The 19,252-nt window shown below is 41.6% G+C and carries 21 protein-coding genes; 16 read left to right on the top strand and 5 right to left on the bottom strand.

The annotated features are described in order from the left end of the window. Positions 1-477, bottom strand: a complete 477-nt coding sequence (locus DI077_RS04270) for a DUF4395 domain-containing protein (protein ID WP_109020639.1) — start codon at positions 475-477, stop codon at positions 1-3. A 182-nt stretch (positions 478-659) separates the two neighbouring features. Here DI077_RS04270 and DI077_RS04275 point away from each other — a divergent pair, with 182 nt between their 5' ends. Genes DI077_RS04275 through DI077_RS04295 form a run of 5 tightly spaced genes read left to right on the top strand, consistent with a single transcriptional unit; the run spans position 660 to position 5,489 of the window. Beyond that, the gene (locus DI077_RS04275) at positions 660-1,607 is read left to right on the top strand and encodes a sulfurtransferase (protein WP_109020638.1); all 948 of its coding nucleotides are present in this window, start codon (positions 660-662) and stop codon (positions 1,605-1,607) included. Between the two features lie 4 nt (positions 1,608-1,611). Next, positions 1,612-2,946, top strand: a complete 1,335-nt coding sequence (locus DI077_RS04280) for a multiheme c-type cytochrome (protein WP_109020637.1) — start codon at positions 1,612-1,614, stop codon at positions 2,944-2,946. After that, positions 2,936-3,652, top strand: coding sequence for a glycosyltransferase family 2 protein (locus tag DI077_RS04285; protein WP_341461791.1), 717 nt, complete (start codon positions 2,936-2,938; stop codon positions 3,650-3,652). Before DI077_RS04280 ends, DI077_RS04285 begins: the two co-directional genes overlap by 11 nt. A 9-nt stretch (positions 3,653-3,661) precedes the next feature. Next, entirely contained in the window at positions 3,662-4,936 is a 1,275-nt protein-coding gene (locus tag DI077_RS04290) for an MptA/MptB family glycosyltransferase (protein WP_109020635.1), read from the top strand. 1 nt (position 4,937) lies between these two features. Continuing rightward, entirely contained in the window at positions 4,938-5,489 is a 552-nt protein-coding gene (locus tag DI077_RS04295) for a TIGR04282 family arsenosugar biosynthesis glycosyltransferase (protein WP_242935352.1), read from the top strand. Positions 5,490-5,492: 3 nt separating this feature from the next. Here the strand turns inward: DI077_RS04295 and DI077_RS04300 are convergent, their stop codons facing one another. Next, positions 5,493-5,984: an OmpA family protein gene (locus DI077_RS04300; protein ID WP_242935353.1), complete on the bottom strand. Its 492-nt coding sequence runs from the start codon at positions 5,982-5,984 to the stop codon at positions 5,493-5,495. A gap of 111 nt (positions 5,985-6,095) precedes the next feature. Here DI077_RS04300 and lpxD point away from each other — a divergent pair, with 111 nt between their 5' ends. Further along, a complete protein-coding gene (gene lpxD / locus DI077_RS04305; RefSeq protein WP_109020732.1) occupies positions 6,096-7,112 on the top strand; it encodes a UDP-3-O-(3-hydroxymyristoyl)glucosamine N-acyltransferase in 1,017 nt (338 codons plus the stop codon). A gap of 24 nt (positions 7,113-7,136) precedes the next feature. Here lpxD and DI077_RS04310 read toward each other — a convergent pair whose 3' ends face one another. Genes DI077_RS04310 through DI077_RS04320 form a run of 3 tightly spaced genes read right to left on the bottom strand, consistent with a single transcriptional unit; the run spans position 7,137 to position 8,606 of the window. Next, the gene (locus DI077_RS04310) at positions 7,137-7,484 is read right to left on the bottom strand and encodes an arsenate reductase family protein (RefSeq protein ID WP_109020633.1); all 348 of its coding nucleotides are present in this window, start codon (positions 7,482-7,484) and stop codon (positions 7,137-7,139) included. Further along, complete coding sequence (locus tag DI077_RS04315) at positions 7,481-7,720, bottom strand: hypothetical protein (RefSeq protein WP_109020632.1); 240 nt, start codon at positions 7,718-7,720, stop codon at positions 7,481-7,483. The genes DI077_RS04310 and DI077_RS04315 overlap by 4 nt, the downstream gene beginning before the upstream one ends. Before the next feature lie 40 nt (positions 7,721-7,760). Beyond that, on the bottom strand, positions 7,761-8,606 hold the full coding sequence (locus DI077_RS04320) for an LIC_11366 family protein (RefSeq protein ID WP_242935354.1): 846 nt from the start codon (positions 8,604-8,606) through the stop codon (positions 7,761-7,763). A gap of 5 nt (positions 8,607-8,611) precedes the next feature. On the opposite strand from DI077_RS04320, the gene asd reads away from it, so the two are divergent. The 10 genes from asd to dusA all read left to right on the top strand — a co-directional run bounded on the left by asd (position 8,612) and on the right by dusA (position 19,223). After that, a complete protein-coding gene (gene asd, locus DI077_RS04325; protein ID WP_109020631.1) occupies positions 8,612-10,861 on the top strand; it encodes an archaetidylserine decarboxylase in 2,250 nt (749 codons plus the stop codon). Positions 10,862-10,864: 3 nt separating this feature from the next. After that, positions 10,865-11,185, top strand: a complete 321-nt coding sequence (locus DI077_RS04330) for a DUF971 domain-containing protein (RefSeq protein ID WP_109020630.1) — start codon at positions 10,865-10,867, stop codon at positions 11,183-11,185. A 93-nt stretch (positions 11,186-11,278) separates the two neighbouring features. Further along, on the top strand, positions 11,279-12,352 hold the full coding sequence (gene fliN / locus DI077_RS04335) for a flagellar motor switch protein FliN (RefSeq protein WP_109020629.1): 1,074 nt from the start codon (positions 11,279-11,281) through the stop codon (positions 12,350-12,352). Positions 12,353-12,390: 38 nt separating this feature from the next. Then, complete coding sequence (gene fliO, locus DI077_RS04340) at positions 12,391-13,107, top strand: flagellar biosynthetic protein FliO (protein WP_109020730.1); 717 nt, start codon at positions 12,391-12,393, stop codon at positions 13,105-13,107. Further along, positions 13,104-13,925, top strand: a complete 822-nt coding sequence (gene fliP, locus DI077_RS04345) for a flagellar type III secretion system pore protein FliP (protein WP_109020628.1) — start codon at positions 13,104-13,106, stop codon at positions 13,923-13,925. Before fliO ends, fliP begins: the two co-directional genes overlap by 4 nt. Then, positions 13,922-14,185 (top strand): flagellar biosynthesis protein FliQ, encoded by a 264-nt coding sequence (gene fliQ / locus DI077_RS04350; RefSeq protein ID WP_109020627.1) that lies wholly within the window; start codon positions 13,922-13,924, stop codon positions 14,183-14,185. The genes fliP and fliQ overlap by 4 nt, the downstream gene beginning before the upstream one ends. 1 nt (position 14,186) lies before the next feature. Next, entirely contained in the window at positions 14,187-14,969 is a 783-nt protein-coding gene (fliR, locus tag DI077_RS04355; RefSeq protein ID WP_109020626.1) for a flagellar biosynthetic protein FliR, read from the top strand. After that, positions 14,966-16,090: an EscU/YscU/HrcU family type III secretion system export apparatus switch protein gene (locus tag DI077_RS04360; protein ID WP_109020625.1), complete on the top strand. Its 1,125-nt coding sequence runs from the start codon at positions 14,966-14,968 to the stop codon at positions 16,088-16,090. The genes fliR and DI077_RS04360 overlap by 4 nt, the downstream gene beginning before the upstream one ends. A 10-nt stretch (positions 16,091-16,100) precedes the next feature. Further along, positions 16,101-18,215 (top strand): flagellar biosynthesis protein FlhA, encoded by a 2,115-nt coding sequence (locus tag DI077_RS04365; protein ID WP_109020624.1) that lies wholly within the window; start codon positions 16,101-16,103, stop codon positions 18,213-18,215. Positions 18,216-18,233: 18 nt separating this feature from the next. Further along, on the top strand, positions 18,234-19,223 hold the full coding sequence (dusA, locus tag DI077_RS04370) for a tRNA dihydrouridine(20/20a) synthase DusA (protein WP_109020623.1): 990 nt from the start codon (positions 18,234-18,236) through the stop codon (positions 19,221-19,223). Positions 19,224-19,252: the final 29 nt, after the last annotated feature.

Consider the following 19,252-nt stretch of genomic DNA (forward strand, 5'->3'; position numbering starts at 1 on the left):
TTATTTATTAAAGCTGAGGTTATTGCATCGTTCGCATATTTCTTCAGGAATTACACCTAACTTCATTAAGATCCCGAAAAAGAAACATCCTGCACAGAACCCAAGGAAACTTTCCAAGGAAGCGAAAAAAACCAAAATACCCAGTACGATTTGATAAGCGGTTCCTAAGTTGAGAAAATAAAGAATCAATGCTGCGAGAGCAAAACTAAATCCGATGGCTTGCGCGAATCTTTTGGGCGGTCCTGCGGTTCCTATAAAAGAAATCTTTAATTTGGGAACAATCCAATTGGCGGTGAGCCAGGCAAACGGTTCATATTTCGGTCCGTAACTCAATCTTGCGGTAAATCCAAAAAGGAGAAAGCCGAGAAGGTATGGATTGGGGAAAAGGATCGAGAGTACTCCGATCACTACAACGGAAAAGGCAACAATTCTGGTCGCATTTTCGTTCACTACATCCGGATAATAGCCAAGTTTCATAAAATTCTACCTGAAGCTTAGACTTCGAAGTAGGGTTGGATCTGCAAGAAAAATTCGTTTTTGCAGATGAAAAGTTTATTTTATTGACGTAAATGGGCTATTTTTATGCCTTATCTTCATAATACTTAAAGATTCTTTAAGAAGACGTCTAAGTTTGAGAGAAAACGGAAGAGGGCAATGGAATGAAAAAAATAGCGGAAATCGTATTCAATTCCTACGGGGTTTGGGCCTTTTTGCTGGCTTTTGTATTTGTAGTAGGTTCCGACTTAATCAGTGCGGACCAAAGAAAAAAATGGGATTTGGCAAAATCCTGGATCATTTCTGCGGAACAAGCTTACCAATTGAAACAATCGGGAGCTGTTTTTTTAGATGCACGTGATATATCGCTTCGTTTTTTACCCAAAATCGCGGATACGAAATCGGTAACCTGGGAGGAATTCTCTCTTGATAAGTCACCTAATAATGGTAAGTTGCTCGCGAAAAAAGATATTTTATCGAAATTGGGAAAACTGGGCGTAAATGAAAAAGCTACCGTAGTGGTCATCGGAGATCCTTTGAACGGTTGGGGAGAAGAAGGTAGAATCGTTTGGACTTTGCGTTCCGTCGGATATCAAAATTCTTTTTGGATCGATGGTGGTGCGAAAGCTTACTCTAGTTATCTGGTGGAAGCAGGCAAAGAAAAATCTCCCGTGAAACAGGAATTGAAATCAAACACCCTCCCTGATAAATCTTCTCTGGAATTGGATATCGATCACAGCAAATTGAAATCAGCTTGGAAAGCAGGCGACAAAAACCTGTACATTGTGGACGTGAGGGAAGAGAGAGAGTTCAAAGGTGAAACTCCTTACGGAGAATCCAGAGGTGGTCATATTCCCGGAGCAAAATGGATTTATTTCAAAGATTTTTTGGATGAGAAAGGATACCTTAAATCCAAAGAAGAAATCCAAACCATTTTGAACAAACAATCCATCTCTAAAAATGCGACAATCGTTTCCTATTGCACCGGAGGAATCAGATCCGCCTGGACCACCTCGGTATTGTTATCTTACGGTATCAGTGCAAAAAATTATTCCGGGTCCATGTGGGAGTGGTCGTCACTCAATGCATCCGATTATCCGTTAGTGAAATAAAAACTTGAATAGATTCAAAATCGTTTCGATTTTTCTCTCCGTATCCGTCCTATCGGCCTTTATCGTTTTTATAGGACAGAAGCTGATTCCCAATCCTGTTCCTGTGGAACAGGTGTTTCCCGGAAAAGTATGGGCAAAGACTGTGACGCAGCTTCCCGACTTGCAAGGAGTAGGTGCTCCTAGAGCCGAGAATTGCGGAAAATGCCATGAGGAAATTTATAAGGAATGGAAAACTTCCACTCATTCCCAGGCTCTTTCCGATTTGCAGTTCCAAGCGGAACTTTCCAAAACTTCTTCACCGAAATGGATTTGTCTGAATTGCCATATCCCTGTTCAAAATCAGAGAGAGAACATCGTATTGAATTTGAATCACGGAGACTATTTTCAGCCGATAGAAATTCCAAACCCCGGATTTGATCCGATCATGCAAAAAGAAGCGATCACATGCGCCACTTGCCATGTGCGTGTGGATGGAAAAGGTGCTTCTTATGTGATCGGAGCGAATGGAAACACGAGTCCTCCTCATCCGGTAAAAATAGACGCGGAAGCTCTACGTAACCGCTGTTATGATTGTCATAATGAGACTTACGAATTGAATGCAAGTCTGGTTTGTTCCTTTCAGACAGGCGGAGAATTGAAAGAGGCATCAAAACATTTTTCCGAAAAAACCTGTGTGAATTGCCATCTTCCTTCCGTACAAAGATCCTTTGTAATTCCGTCTTTGAATAAGCCCAAAAGAAATGCCCACAAACATGCGTTTATTGGCGGTGGAGTTCCGAAAAAGTTCGAACTTTATAAAGAACAAATTCCGGGAGGTTACAAGCCGGGAATTGCACTCGTCGGTTGGGAGTGGAAAGATTCCGATATCATCGTTACAATTCAAAATCAGAATGCGGGACACTATTTACCTTCCGCCGATCCTGAGAGGCATCTGAAATTGGAATTGGTATGGTTCGATAAAGACGGAAAGGAAATTGCGAAAGATAAAATCCGTTACGGACAGGATTGGGAATGGTCTCCGAAGGCAAGGAAAGTTGCAGACAACCGCTTGAAGCCGAAAGAAATCAGAGATTGGAAAGCAAAGATTCCGAATGCTGAGGCAGTGTCAGTGACACTTCGCGTTTATCATGTTCGGCTTACCAATTCCACTTCCGATTATGTGAAAAAATATACCACAGGTGCTCCGAAAGAATACGAAGATAAGATCAAGGAATTGAAGAAACATTATCCACATAGTTCTTTGGTATTGGAATCGAAATACAGCTGGAAAACGAAAAAGGTCCTCAATACTTCGCTTCCCGACTTATTTAAGTTAAATGAGAGCCGTCGTGGAGAATAATTCTTGTGTTATTATCCCGGCAAAAAACGAAGAAGGTTCCATTGCTTTTGCTCTCAAAGGTCTATTGGACACAGAACTCATCCCGAAAGAAAACGTATACGTAGTAGATAACGATTCCACTGACAAAACCAATGAGATCGCCCGATCCTTCGGAGTGAACGTACTCTTTGAGAAGAAAAGAGGTTACGGCAACGCTTGTTTGTGCGCTCTTTCTGAAATCGCAAAAAGGAAAAAACTTCCCGATTGGATTCTTATTTGTGACGGAGACGGTTCTGATGATCCTGCAGATCTGAATTTATTGATAAAAACCTATCGTTCACAAAACGCTGATTTGGTGATTGGTTCCAGAACCATAAAGGAAGTGGAAGAAGGGTCACTCGGTTTTTTGCAAAAATTCGGAAATTGGCTGACTTGTTTGTTGATATTGATTTTTTTTCGGCAAAGATTCACGGATCTGGGTCCTTTCCGGATCATTCGGTACGGGTCCCTTTTGAAACTTAACTTGAAAGATAAAACTTGGGGCTGGAATATTGAGATGCATGTGCGCGCTTTGCAGGAAAAAATGAAAATTGTGGAAGTGGGTGTTTGGTACAGACGAAGGCATGCAGGCGTATCGAAAATCTCGGGTAATTTAGTCATGGCAATTCGCGTAGGAATCAAGATCCTTTATACTTTTTTCAAACTATTGATTCTTCGCGGCCGTTAGGCAGGATGTTTGTCGAAAATATTTTTTGTATTTTACTCTGTTGCCATCTTTTTCTCCGTCCATTCATTTGATCGAAACGACCCGATCAATGTCTTTGTCATTTGGTTTTCTCTTTTTGGCATCTATATTGTTTCTTTTCGTTATCTTCCGGATTTTACAACCAAACAATTATTATATTTAGGAATACTGTTCCGAATCGTTACAATCGGAGCGATACCTTCTCTTTCCGATGACTTTTACCGTTTTTTGTGGGACGGGTATTTAGTTTCACATTCGGTTAATCCGTTCGTATTTTCTCCTCACGAGTTTTTGGAACAGGGTGGTTCTGTGACTGAGGAGGCGCTGTTTCTCTATCGAAACATGAACAGCCAAGCATATTATTCCGTATATCCGCCGTTACTTCAAATTTTGTTTTATCTTCCGTGGTTTTTCGGTCTATCTTTTTTCGCAAAAATATCACTCTTGCAATTTATTCTTTTGTGTTTTGAAGCAGCCAACTTATTTATGATAGGTGAAGATAAGGAGAAATCGAAAAAGGAATTTTGGATTTATGCAGGTAATCCTTTGGTGGTCATCGAATCCGTTTCACAGATTCACCCGGAACCGATTTTGGTGTTTTTGATTTTACTCTCTTACCGATTGTTTGAAGCAAGAAAATTCGGCGGTTTTCATTTTGTATTTTCTTTGTTTTTGCAAGTTAAGTTGAGCTTGTTGTTTTTGATTCCCGGAAGTTTTTTTCTACTTTCTAAAAAACAAAAAATCTTTTTTGTTTTTGCGATCTGTTCGTCATTTACCATCCTCCTTTTCAGTTTATTTTCGAAATTGGGGAACCAAGCTTCTTCAGGGATCGGTTTATTTTTTCACTCTTTCCGTTTCCATTCTTTATTCGAGTTTTTGATATATTTCGCATTATCTCCGTTTGCTGATTATACGTATTTATCCGGAACTATCGCATTGGTAACGGGGGGACTAATTTATTTATTCTATTTATATTATAAAAAACGAAATTTGAAGGAAGCAATTTTTGTAGGGTTTCTTCTTATGATTTCGTTTTCACCGGTGATCCACCCATGGTATGTCTTACCTTTATTCGCACTTCTTAGTTCTAAAATTCCTTATTCGGGAGTTTTTCTTGTTTTTTCGATTTTCTCCGGATTTTCGTACTTATTGTACTCAATTCAATATACATTTTTCTCCGAGTTTTTTTTTATGATAGAAGGAGTTAGTTTATTTGCCTGTATTTATGGAAGACCGTGCATTAATTATTTTCGCAAAAAATCCTAGATTGGGAAAAGTAAAAACAAGGCTTGCCGAGGGACTTGGTGAGATTTTGGCATTGGAAGTTTATATAGAACTTTTGCGGACTACGGATGATATTATCCGCTCACTGCCTGTAGCGAAATATATTTATTGGGACGGAGGAATTCCGGAGAATCAAAATTATTTTTCAGATGATTGCATTCATAGAAAACAAGTGGATGGGGATCTAGGTTTAAAAATGGCGGAAGCATTTTCCGAAGTCTTAGGTAAACATTCGTTAGTGTGCATTATAGGTACGGATTGTCCTTATCTATCCTCTGAGATTCTAATGAATGCTTACGATCATCTTTCGGACAAGATTGATTATGTGATCGGACCTGCACTGGACGGAGGGTATTATTTACTCGGATTAAAAAGGGTTTTTACCGAATTGTTTCAGGATATGGTTTGGAGTACGGATCAGGTATATGAAATTACGACCAAACGCGGGAAGGATTTGAATCTTTCCTTTTACAATTTGCCGAAATTGGGTGATATTGATGATGCCAGGGATTATAAAACCTGGAAAGGGATTTAGATTTTATTTTTTATCGGCTATTTGCAGTTCTACTCTGCGCAATAATGCCTGATCGGTTGTTGTGAAACCATGATTCAATGGTTTCGTATTTCCATAAAATAATCTTCTGATTTGATTTTCTTTCACACCATGTATCAGTAAAAACCGGGAGATCTCGAGGGATCTTTTTTCGCTTAGAATCAATTCTTGGTTTTCATTTCCCCCGTCCCAAGAATGCGCATAAATCCATATTTCCTTGTTTTGATCGACTAACAAAAGTTCGGTGAATTTTTGAAGTTTCAACTGTTCGGGTTTTACAATCAGAAAGGATTTTTTGGGAAAGTGGATTGTTAATTTTTCTTCTGATTCTTCTCTTTGTATTTTTTTGAAGGGCTCTTCGAATAGTAGTCCTTCGTCTGCGAAAAGTGAACTAGACCTTCCATCATATTGAACAGTGTAAGTTAGAGCAAATAAGTATAAGAAAAAAGGAATGAATTTATAATTTCGAGGGTTCACATTATTATTTTCGGAATTCCGGGGCTTACAACTAAGATCAAAATGGAAAAATATGATTGAAATATGTCCCGAAAACAATTCCTTGAAACTAATTCGAAAAGGGTGGTTAGAATGAAACTGAAAGATTTGGCAAATCGTTTAGGTGGCACGGTTCATGGCAACGGGGAACTGGAAATAACAGGCATTAAAGATCTGGAACATCACTCTCCGGTAGATCCGAATTCCATATATTACGTAGCTTCGAAAAAATATTTATTGAAACATCAGAAGTCAAAAGACGTACAAATTTCATTAACTGTCCAGTCATTAAGTGAAAACTTTCCGAATGCGGTCATTATTCCCGAAGAAGGTTCCAAGGTAAAATTCATAGAAGTGGTCGCTCTCTTTGAAAAAAAGCCGGATTATAAACAGGAAATTTCCTCTTCTTCTACCATTCATCCTTCGGCCAAGATAGGAAAAAACGTCACGATCATGGCGAATGTATATGTGGGAGAAAATGTGATAGTAGGGGATGGCTGCACATTATTTCCCGGTGTGGTTTTGGAACCTGGGGTGGAAATCGGTGCCGGTACAACTCTTAAATCCGGTGTTATCGTTTATTACAATTGCAAGTTGGGAAAAAATAATCTGATTCATGCAAACACTGTGATCGGTGCGGACGGTTTCGGATTTTATGATTATGCAGGAGTTCGTTATAAGGTTCCTCAAATCGGGAACGTAATCATCGGAGATGATGTAGAGATGGGAGCTTGTTGCACTGTGGATCGTGCAGCGATTGAAGCGACTACTATCGGCAACTTTACTAAGTTTGACGATCATGTTCATGTCGGCCATAACTGCCGTGTGGGAAATTACGTTTATATTGCAGGAGCGACAGTGCTTGCCGGTTCCGTTACGATTGAGGACGGATGTTTCCTTGCAGGACAGTCCGCCGTTGCCGAACACCTAACAATGAGAAAAGGATCAATTCTGATGGGCCTTTCCGGACTTACGGAAGACTCAAAAGAAAAAACAGCGTATTTCGGAATTCCCGCAAGACCAGCTTTGGAAATGCATAGGATCCATACTTCTTTGGGAATGATTCCCGATTTGGTAAAAGAATTTTTAAAAAAGAAAAAAGAAAGTTAATCCAAGTCTCGGATCGGAAGAAAGTTATTTTTTACTTTCTTCGATCCAGGCTTTCCAAACGTCGGGAACATATCCTACTACGGCTCTTTTCCCGTCCCGTACGATCGGTGTTTTGAATAGTAACGGGTTTTCCAAAAGGGCTTCTTCTTTATCGTACTTCATGTACTTTAAATTTTTGTCTTCGTAAACTTTTGATTCCGTATCAATCAAATCATCCAGTTTGACCGAGCCAAGGATGGAACGTAATTCTCCCTTGCTCATTTCTTTTTCCTGAAGATTGATAAATTGAAAAGGTATGCGTCTTTCTTGGAAGAAGAGCTGTGCTTTTTTTGAATCTTTGCACTTCTTTGTGCCAAAGATCTGTAGGTTCATCCGAAAATTGACTTTTTGAATTCCTCTAACAGAGGTTCGGAGCCGGAAAGCATAAGCTCAATCTGGTCTTTGTCCAAATCATACATCACATGAGCTTGCAAGTATTGTGTAAATTCGTCGCCCGTTAATTTTTTAGCATCAAAACTTTCTTTTAGAAAATTGTACCATGCAGCAAGAATCACTTTTTGATGGGCGAGTTCTTTGATCCCGATTGTGATGATTTTTGGGGCTTTCATTCGATTCTTACTCCTGAATCATAGTTAAACCAGTTCAATGTCAATCCAAAAACCTATGCATGACTGAAAAATACAGATTCCAAGAACCGCTGTTCATATCTAATCTGCGCAAGGATTGATTGGTTCCTACACTGACATCCAAAACGCGAGTATCATCAAAGACTCCTACTTTTCCATCTTGTTGGATGTAAAAACTCGATTCTTCTCCGTTATAAGGTCCTGAAAACTTTGCAATGGAAACCAGATGGTATCCTAATCCGATTTGTAGAAAGTTACTATCACCTAATCTGCGATTGACGGCGGTTTCCAATCGGAATGCCAGACCGCTTCCCCGTAGATTTCCCTTTTGCATGGAAAGAGTATTTACAGAATCCGCCCCCACATTGTATCCGTTGATTTGCCAGTCGGCGGAAGCGAACCCGAATCCTCCCCCGTTTTCCCACTCCCAGTTCCGCGAAATTTCCGTTACATAATGATAAGTAGCAAGTATATGATAGGAAAATATCTCCGATTTCAAAGAAGTATAGTAGTAATCACTTGTGCTTTCGGTTAAATACAGATTGGACAAATCCTGTCTTCCGATGATGGCGCCCACTTTGTTTCTGGGGTCCAGAAAAAACCGAATGAAGGCTTCATAAGTATTTGTTTGTTTTCCACCGTTCAGATTCAGGTCTGAAAAAATCAAAGGGTTGAAGGTAGAAGAAAAACTATTCAAATTCCCGTCGAATCTTCCCGGAACTCTCCGGCCCACCCCGGTCCTAAGCCCGACTTCCCAAGCTCCTGTCTCTGCCAGGAGGGAAATGGTAAAACATAAGTGGAAAAGGAAGAGAGAAACGAACCCAATACATCTTGACATAACAATTTCATCCAATTTCGTAAGGTTCATCTCGTATGGAAACATTCTTTCAAGGCGATTCGAATTTCACCCTCATCCTTGGCTCAGATATTCTCAGCCCGTATTTTTACCTGATGTTGCTTGCAGGTCTTTATTTGACTCTGCGTTTGGGTTTTCCGCAAATTCGGTATCTATTTCTTTCTTTGAAAATTCTCACAGGGAATATGGACTTCAAAAGTTCCAAAGGACAATTGGTTCATTCCCAGGCATTTTTTGCAGGGATCGGATCTTCCCTTCTGACCGGGTCCGTTTTGGGAACCGGGCTTGCAATTGCTTATGGTGGAATCGGTGTTATATTCTGGATTTGGGTGGTATCTTTGTTTGTAATGCCTCTTCGACTTGTGTCTTCCACACTTGCCATCAAATTCAGAAATCAATTACCTAGCGGGCGTTATCTTTCGGGACCAATGTATTTCATTGAAAAATCATTGCGTGCCAAGTGGCTTGCGGTTGCATTTTCTTTGGGAAGTATATTTACGGTTCTCAGCTTCGGGGGAATATTCCCTTTCTTAAGTTTGACCTATATCGCGAAGGAAGGATTGAATTTTCGGGGGATGTCCGGGCCGATTGCCATTGCCGTAATTTTATTATTTATTGTGGTTGGTGGGATTCGTAGGGTAGGAAGAACCGCATCCATTCTAGCGCCACTCGGAATCATTTTATTTATCATCGCTTATTTCAGTTTGTTCGGAGAAGGTCTTGTTGCTTTTTTTCCTTATTTGAAAGACGTAGTTTCCCAGGCTTTCTCCATGAAAGCGCTGGAAGGCGGTGGGGTTTTCGGAGTCTTGCGTGCTATCTCCGTTTCTCTTGGAGTGTTCTTTCTTTCTACGGAAACTGCAGTGGGAAAATCTTCCGGGGTAGCGGGTGTGGTTCGTACGGATTATGCCGCAAAGCAAGGGTTAGTGAGTATGCTTGCTACCTTCTTTGAAGGTTTCATCATGGCCACTCTGATCGGATTCGTTTTGTATTCGTTCGGCGCTGTCACTGCCGAGTCTATATTCAGTTTCCCGGCAAGAATTTTAGAAAGCAGGGAATCGGTTCCTGCACTTGTGCTCTTCACATCTTTTATGTGTTTCGGGATTCTCAGTCTTGCCGGTTGGTTTTATACGGGAGAACAAAACGCATTTTATATCTTCGGGGAAAAGTTCGCCAATTTTTTCAGAATCCTTTTCATCAGTGTGATCGTACTATCCGCATTTGTGTATAATATTTACGGTAGCAATGTATTCCTTTTTGCAATGAAGATCGGTTATACTGTGGCTGTGATCGCTTCCATTCCTCTTCTTGTATCTTTGATTTTGCTTGGGAAATCGGCAAATTTCGAACTTAAAAAATATATTTCCGAATCCGGAGCAAGGTATGAGATTTTTAAAGACATCTATTTGCTATTTTTAACTCTACTTCCCAAAAACCTGATTTCCAAGATTTTCGGATATTTTTCCACTTTGAAACTTCCCCGTTTTATGATGATTCCTTTACTGAAAGCATTTGCAAAAGCGTATAAGATCAATTTGAACGAAGCGGAACTGGAAATACAGGAATACGCATCTCTCAATCAGTTTTTTACGCGTGCACTTCGTGCGGAAGCACGTATCATTGATTCGGCTTCCAATGCGGCGGTATCTCCTACGGATTCCAAGATCACCAGTTTCGGAAATATCAATCAATCCACGATCATTCAGGCAAAAGGAATCGATTATTCCGTGAAGGAGCTCCTCGGTTCCGAAAAATATTATTCCGCTTTCACGAACGGAAAATACATCACTTTCTATTTGTCTCCTCAGGATTATCATCGCATCCACTCTCCGTTTGGCGGTCAGATTTTGGGTTATTATTATGAGCCTGGTAAATTATTTCCTGTGAACGATTTGGCGGTTTTGAATATCAGAGGGCTTTTCCCGAAAAACGAAAGATTGATCACTTTTTTGCAAACAGAATACGGCAAAGTCGCGGTAATTAAAGTAGGAGCATCTAACGTTGGTAAGATTAGGGTGACTTATGACGACAAGATTGTCACCAATAATTGGATTCGGTTTTCCAAAGAACATATTTATAAAGATGTTTCCATCATGATCGACAAAGGTTCCGAGATGGGAAGATTTGAAATGGGTTCTACTGTCATACTTGTATTTGAAAATGATACGATCGAACTTTCGCCTAATGTAAGATTAGGGGAAAAGATTCAGTACGGAACCGTCATCGGCCAATTCAAAAAAAAGATCGTTCAGTTACCGGTTAAGGCATAGGTTATGAGCTCTCAACTAGCCACATTCCCCAAAGAAATTCATTTCGATGATGAGAGTCTTTTCATCCAATGGAAAGACGGTTTTGAATCGAAATTTTCCCTTTTGGATTTGCGTAAAAAATGTCCCTGTGCTACTTGTAGAGGTGGGCATGGGGGGAAAATTGGTGCGGCTACCAAACAGATCCAGTCCATCAAACTTCTTTCTTGGACAAAAGTAGGGAGATATGCGATTTCCATAGTCTGGAGCGATTATCACAACACTGGAATTTACTCTTACGACCACCTTCGGGCATATTCCGAGGGCAAAGAGGAAGCTTTCGACTAAAAACCCTTACTTTTTGTCAAACTAGAAAAAAGTAGGTGACAGAAAAAATCGTATTATGTCACATTATCCTAAGTTTTTTCGGAGAAATAGGGTATGGGTGAAGGTTCGCTCTCACAAGATGAAATAGATGCGCTTTTGCAAGGTGCCGACGACACATTTGATTTGTCCTCGCTTGGCGGAGCTGCAAGTTCTGATTCAGACACCCTTTCTCCCATCGATAGAGATATCATTTCCGATGTAGTAGGTTCTGCATTTCAGGTCGCCGGAAATACTCTCGGAACCATTTTAGCAAAAAACACCCGTTTTATGAATCCGGCAACTGAGTCCAGTTTGGCGACCGAAGTTCAAAAGGAACTCGGCACCAAAACAGTTTGCCTCTACTCCAACTTGAGCGGGAGTTTGACGGGAAGAGTGAGTCTCATCATGGCACAGGAAAATGCGGCAAAGGTCGCAGGTGTGATGATGGGCGGAATGACTCCTCCGGGTCAATTGGACAATGCGCAATTACAAACATTAAAAGATTCCATGTCTCCGATCATCGGCACGATTACCGCACAAATCGGTATGAAGCTTGGCGGAGCTATGTCGGGAACTCCGGCTGATATCGCAGTAGTCAATGCAGCACGTGATTTGCAACTTCCCGACGATTCCAATCTTGTAAAAACCACTTTGAGTTTGAATATCGAAGGTGTAGGTTCGTTTAAGGTATATTATGTGATCTCCCTTTCCATGGCCCATTCCATTTTGGATATCCAAAAAGGCGGAGGAGCCAAAGCAGCAGGCGGTGGTGGTGGCGGCGGTATGAACGTTGCCATGCCCGGGGCCGGAATGGGTATGTCTCAGAGTTCCGTCGGGATCAAGGGAGTCAATTTCCCTTCTCTCGCTACTGCAGGAGCAGGTCCGGGACAGACAAATCTCAATCTCCTTATGGATGTACAGATGGCTCTTACCGTTGAACTCGGAAGAACCAAAATGTATATCAAAGATATACTTGGGTTAGGTGAAGGTTCCATCATTGAGTTGGATAAACTCGCGGGTGAGCCGGTGGATCTTCTTGTAAACGGTAAACTCATCGCCAAAGGTGAGGTTGTGGTCATCGATGAAAACTTCGGTGTTCGTGTAACAGATATCGTAAGTCCTACGGATAGATTAAAAGGGGAAAAATGATCCCAAATTTCAGGAAACTAAAGAGAAGCGGGGTACTTATGTACTTTTTTATTCTGTTATCTTTCTTTGTTTCCGCATCCTTATTTTCACAGTCAAATCCGGATCAGAAGGAATTGGATCAGGTTTTGCGTAACGAATTGGGAGTTTCCGAAGGCAAAACCAAGCCGGAACCGCAAAACCAAAGTCAGTCGAGTCCTTCCAAGGAAGAATCCAAAGAAGCTGAACCCAATCTGATTCAGGAAAGATATAATGATCAGTCGGACGATTCTCCTTCCGCCACATGGATTTTGGTAAAGATATTATTCGTATTATTCATACTTGTAGGTGCCGGTTATTATTTGGTGATCAAGATGCAGGCGACTAAGTCTGCAAAATACCCTGTGAAAGGGTTTATGAAAGTTCTATCCAGCCTTTCCCTTTCACCGAACCAATCCTTGCAGATTGTGGAAGTGGGAAATCGTTTGCTCGTGGTCGGTGTTGCCGACGGATCGGTAAGTCTTATCAGTGAGATCAATACCCAAGAGGAAAAATCACAAATCTTGAAATTAAAAGAGGAAGCGGATCCTTATGTTCCGAACTTCCTTGAAACAATGTTAGAAAGTCTGCAATCCAAGGCGCTTTCTAAAAAAATACGTATCAATAAAAACTCGTTTGAATCCAACTCGGATGCTCATTTGGAAATCCAAACAAAAGCTCGGGAAAGTCTGGATCGTTTGCGCAAACACAGAGAGATGTTGGAAGGAGGACAGCCATGAAAAAGATTTTGGCAAATCCTTCCGCTCGCAGGAAAATTCTTTTCTCTATCGGCTTACTCGTGTTTATCGGATTTTTTTTGGCGAGTCCGATCGCTCTGTCCGCCCAAGACAACGGCTCGAAGGGTTTGAAAATTCCCATTCCGAATTTATCTTTTAATGTAAACGAAGCGAAATCGCCCAAAGAAACCAGCCTTTCCCTGATGATTCTGTTTCTTGTGACGATCCTTTCCCTCGCTCCTGCGATTGTTATGAGTCTCACATCATTTACGAAAATCGTAATCGTGTTCGACTTTGTTCGGAGGGCGTTGTCTCTGCAAAACCTGCCGCCAAACCAGGTAATGATGGGCCTTGCGTTATTTGTGACATTCTTTATTATGGCACCTACAATCGGTAAGGTGAATGATCAGGCTTTGCAACCCTTTCTGAACGGCAAAATCGACCAAACCCAGTTTATGGAAGGTTCGATGAAACATTTACGCGAATTTATGATTCGTCAGTTGGGAAAAGACGGAACCAAAGATGTGGCGCTTTTTCTCAGGATAGGCAAGGTCCAAAATGTCAAATCTTTCGAGGATGTTCCTTCCTATGTTTTGGTTCCCGCATTTATGCTTTCTGAAATCAAAAAAGCATTTATTATAGGGATTTATATCTTCATTCCTTTTATCGTCATCGATCTTATCGTTGCTTCCGCCTTACTCGCCATGGGTTTTATGATGTTGCCTCCTGTGATGATTTCACTTCCTCTCAAGTTGATTTTATTCATCTTGATCGACGGTTGGAACCTGCTCGTACTTGAGCTTGTGAAGAGTTATAAATGACGGAGCTGGACGTGGTCAATCTGATACGGGAGGCTTTTATCGTGACTTTGAAAATATCAAGTCCCATCCTGATCACTGCTCTCGTTGTGGGCCTTGTTGTGGGTATCATTCAAACGACTACTTCCATCCAAGAACCTACGATTGCATTTGTTCCCAAGCTGGTTGCGATCTTTGCGGTGATCATTGTTTTCTCCGCATGGATGGTTCGGGTGATGATGGATTATACCCGTGAGATATTTTTTATGATCGAAAAGATATGATATGGAACCATTTTTACTTCATTTCCAATCCTTCCTTTTCGTATTAGCCCGGTTATTCGGTCTATTCCTGGTTGCACCTTTCTTTTCATCCGATTCCATTCAGTTTTCTTTCAAGATGATTTTTGCATTTCTTGTGGCATTGATTGTATATCCGGTCGTGGCAAACTCCATGCCGCCTGTGCCCGGTCATATGATCAATTTCGGTCTTTTGGTATTTTCCGAATTACTGATAGGAGTGATCATCGGCTTTATCGTATCGATCGTATTTGCTTCCTTTCAGATGGCGGGAGAATTTTTCAACAATCAGATAGGATTCGGTTATACTGAAATTTTGGATCCGATCACCCAAAATTCCCTTCCTGCCATAGGAACGATCAAAAACCTGATGGCAACAGCCATCTTTCTTGTGATAGGGGCCCATCGTTTTTTAATCGAAACGCTTGCCGTTTCTTTTTTAAAGATTCGTTTGATTTCTTTTACCGGAAAAGTCAATGCGGGATTACTTCGTTTATTGGAAGAATCCATCGGTGCCATGTTTACCGTCGCCTTCAAGATCGCACTTCCCGTGATGGGGATTTTGTTTTTGGTCAGTCTTGTGGAAGGACTGATGGGAAAAGCAGCTCAACAAATGAATGTTATGTCTATGTCCTTTCCTTTGAAAGTATTCATCGGAACTTTGACATTGATAGCGACTTTAACATTTATCAGTTCCCAGATGACGCAAGGGATTCAGATTTCTTTGGATAAGGCGAGTTTGATGATCAGGGAGTGGCCGAACGAATGATTCCTGAAGAAATTTTAAAACATCCTTATTATTTAATCGATCTTCAGTTGTTTGCAGCAGCAGACGAAGGAAGAACCGAGCCTCCCAGTGAGAGAAGAAGAAGGGAAGAGAAAGAGAAGGGAAATGTTCCCAAGTCGAACGAAGTCTCTTCCACTTTAGTTTTGTTAGGTGGAACTGCCACTATTTTTATGTTGGGAGATAAATTCGTTCAGAATACTGCGGTATTCATCAAAAAATATCTATCCATGGGAGTCGGAGTAGAACGTTTCGGCGCTGAGGAATTTCGTGTGATCATGGCTTCCGTGACCCGCGACTTTTTCTCGGTCCTTTGGCCTATTTTTGCGATTACCGTTGTGTTTGCGATCGCGGGAAATGTTGTGCAAGTCGGGTTTATGTTCACTCCGAGAGCATTGTCCTTCCGGTTTGATCGCATTACACCTAACTTTAAAAAAGTTTTACCGAACAGACAAACCATATTCAATCTACTTAAGTCTTTGGCGAAAGTGATTCTGATCGGTGTGGTCAGTTTTATTTTGATATCGGGAGATTTTTTAAAAGTTCTACTTACAGGAAATATGGGAGTGATGGAATCCATCTCTCTTATTTCCTATTCCGGATTTAAGATCATGATGACCGTGGGTGTCATTTTACTTGCGATCGCGGTTGCCGATTTTTTCTTTCAGAAATCCGAGTTTGAAGATTCTTTAAAACAAACTCCTTCCGAAGCCAAACGTGAGATGCGGGATGATTCGGGTGATCCTATCTTGAAAAACAGAAGGATGCAACTTGCACGCGATATGATGCAAGGCAATATGCTGAAAGAAGTGCCCAAGGCGGATGTAGTCATCACAAATCCCACCCATTATTCCGTCGCGTTATTGTATGAATTAGGAAGAGATCAGGCGCCTCGTGTGATTGCAAAAGGTGAGAATCAACTTGCTTTGCAGATCCGTCGCATAGCAAAAGAAAACGATGTCCCCATCATCGAAAGCCCGGCGCAGGCTAGGTTGTTGTACGCGCAAGTGGAAGTAGGTCAGGAAATTCCGAATGAGTTTTTTCAAGCGGTCAGCTCGATTTTGATGACTCTTGAAAAGTTTAAGAGAAAAGTAGGCATGGTATAAGCAGGCGAATATGAATTATTTACGAGATATGTTGAAACAATCCGATCTTGTTCTTGGTATAGGAACACTTGTTATACTAGGAATGTTGATTGTTCCTTTGCCGGGGTTCATACTGGATGTTCTGCTTGTGATCAGTATCGGGCTGGGATTACTTATTCTACTCAATGCTCTTTCCGTAACCGAACCGAGCGAGTTTTCCATTTTCCCGAGTTTGCTTTTAATCACTACTTTATTCAGGCTCGCACTCAACGTATCCACTACCAGGGCGATTCTTTCGAAAGGCCCTGCGATGAACTCCAGTGTGATTGAAGCATTCGGAACATTCGTTGTGGGAAGCGAATCGGGACTCGGAAAATACGTAGTGGGTCTTATCATCTTTATCATACTAACGATCGTTCAGGTATTGGTAATTACCAAAGGTGCGACTAGGATCTCCGAAGTTGCGGCAAGGTTTACTTTGGACGGTTTGCCACAGAAACAAATGTCCATCGATATGGAATTGAACAGCGGTTCCATCACGGAACAGGAAGCGAAGATCAAACGTAAAAAAGTTCAAAGAGAAGTGGATTTTTACGGGGCGATGGATGGAGCTTCCAAGTTCGTACAAGGAGATGTAAGAGCGGGACTCATCATCACTGCGATCAACCTGATCGGAGGGATCATCATCGGATCCACCATTCGTGGAGAATCGTTTTTAACGGCGATTGAAACTTACGGTAAGTTTACGATCGGGGACGGACTTGTATCCCAAATCCCAGGACTACTTTCCACAACGGCTACAGGTATCATTGTGACTCGTTCCAGTTCGGAGAAAAAACTGACTTTGGAAGTAAAGGATCAGTTGTTCGGAAATTCAAAAACTTTGTATGTAGTAGCGGGAGCATTGGGTCTTGCCAGTTTGATTCCGGGTCTTCCTTTTTTCTCTCTCATCATTTTATCTGCCGGCATCGGTTATCTAGGTTACTCCATCGAACAAGTGGCGAAAGAAGAAATCAAAAAAATCGAAACTGTGGCTCAGGAAAAAGTACAGGAACGGAAACCGGAAAATTATATCAAAGAGATTTCGGTCGAAGCCATCCAGGTGGAGCTGGGAAGGGATTTGCTCCCTCTCGTAGATGCTTCGTCAGGCGGTCATTTACTGGAACAAATCGCGAACACTCGCAAAAAATTTGCAACTGACTTTGGTTTGGTGATTCCCGCGATCCGGATTGTGGACAATTTGGAAATCCCTCACGACAATTATACGATTCGGATCAACGGAGTGGTGGTAGGTCAATCCGTTGTGAAAGCGGACCGGCTGATGGCGATGAACAGTTCTCAAAGGGAACTGGAACCGATTTCCGGAGAAAGTTTCGTTGAGCCTGCTTTCAGCATGAAGGCAACTTGGATCGATCCTCAAACCAGACCGGAAGTAGAGAACAAAGGTTATTCGGTAGTCGATCCGTCTACGGTCATCATCACTCATTTGAAGGAATTGATTTCCACTTATGCATCTCAACTTTTGGGAAGAGAAGAAGTGAAAGCACTTCTCGAACATTTGCGTCAAACTCATCCGACTCTTGTACAGGAATTGGATTATGATAAACAAGGAAGGCTTGGAGTGATTCAACAAACACTTCAGAATCTTCTTATGGAAGGTCTTTCCATCAAAAATCTTCCCAAAATCATGGAAGCAATTGCGAACAATATCACGAAGTCATTGGATCCTTTTTTTCTTTCCGAATCGGTCCGTCAGGCAATCTCCAGACAGATCGTGAATGATTTTCTTGCAGCCGACGGAAAATTGCATGTGGTCACCATTGACCCTCGCATTGTAGATCGTTTGAATCGAAGTTTGATGCAAGATGAAGTGGAAGGAAAAATCATCATTCTACCTCATGAGGTCAGAACCAGAATTATGGAATCTCTCTATGCGGAATTTCAAAAAGCTCTGGAAGAAAACCGTTTCCTGATCTTCGTCATTGCCCGTTACTTGCGCCAACCGTTCGCTTTCTTTCTCGCCAAGGAAATCCCTCCTAGGAACTTTGCCGTATTGGCTTCGGAAGAAATCCAAAGATCTGTGCCTACCGAGATAGCTTCGGTATTAAGTCTCGTTTCCAAGGAAGAACATAGCCAAGAAGCTTAAACGCAAGGCTTGGAATAAATGACCCCTAATCACCGTTTGTCGGTAGCTCCTATGATGGACTGGACCGACAGACATTATCGATACTTTATGCGTCTTATTACCAAAAAGACGCTCCTCTATACGGAGATGGTAACTACAGGAGCCATATTAAGGGGGAAAAATAGGGACAGGTATCTGAAATTTTCTCAGGAAGAATTTCCATTGGCATTGCAATTGGGCGGTGATGATCCGAACGATCTCGCGGAATGTGCGAAGATCGGAGAAGACTACGGTTACTCGGAAATCAATTTGAATGTAGGTTGTCCTTCCGACCGTGTGCAGAACGGAAGTTTCGGTGCCTGCCTGATGAAAGAGCCGGATAAGGTGGCGCGACTTGTCTCCGCAATGAAATCTTCCACTCGACTTCCCATTACCGTAAAACATAGAATAGGGGTAAATGGAAAGGAAAGTCTGGAGGACTTACTTTATTTTGTAAGATCCATCCGTTCGGCGGGTGTGGATCGTATCATCATCCATGCAAGGATCGCCATACTGGAAGGATTGTCTCCTGCAGAAAACAGGACAATACCTCCTCTTCGCTATAACGATGTTTATGCGGTGAAAGACGAATTTCCCGATCTTTCCGTTTCCATTAACGGGGGAATCAAGTCTCTAGAGGAAACAAGCAAGGAACTTTCTCGGGTGGATGGAGTGATGATCGGGCGGGCGGCCTATGAAAACCCTTTTCTATTTGCAAATGCGGATTCGTTATTATGGGATACTCCTTCGCCCGGATTTTCCCGACTGGAAATTTTGCAAAGATTGAAAGATTATCTTCAGGAGATGGGAAAGGAAAAAATCCGCCCTCATTCCATTTTAAGGCATACTCTCGGGCTTTATCATGGAAATCCGGGAGCCAGGTTTTACCGAAGGTTCCTTTCGGAAAATATGCACAAACCAAATACAAATTATACGATCATAGACGAATTAATTGGGAAAGCTAAGGAGCATCAGTCGCAAATTCTTTGAAACTTCGGTTTGTCAACTCAAATAAAAAC

Source organism: Leptospira kobayashii (assembly GCF_003114835.2).
Taxonomy (GTDB): domain Bacteria; phylum Spirochaetota; class Leptospiria; order Leptospirales; family Leptospiraceae; genus Leptospira_A; species Leptospira_A kobayashii.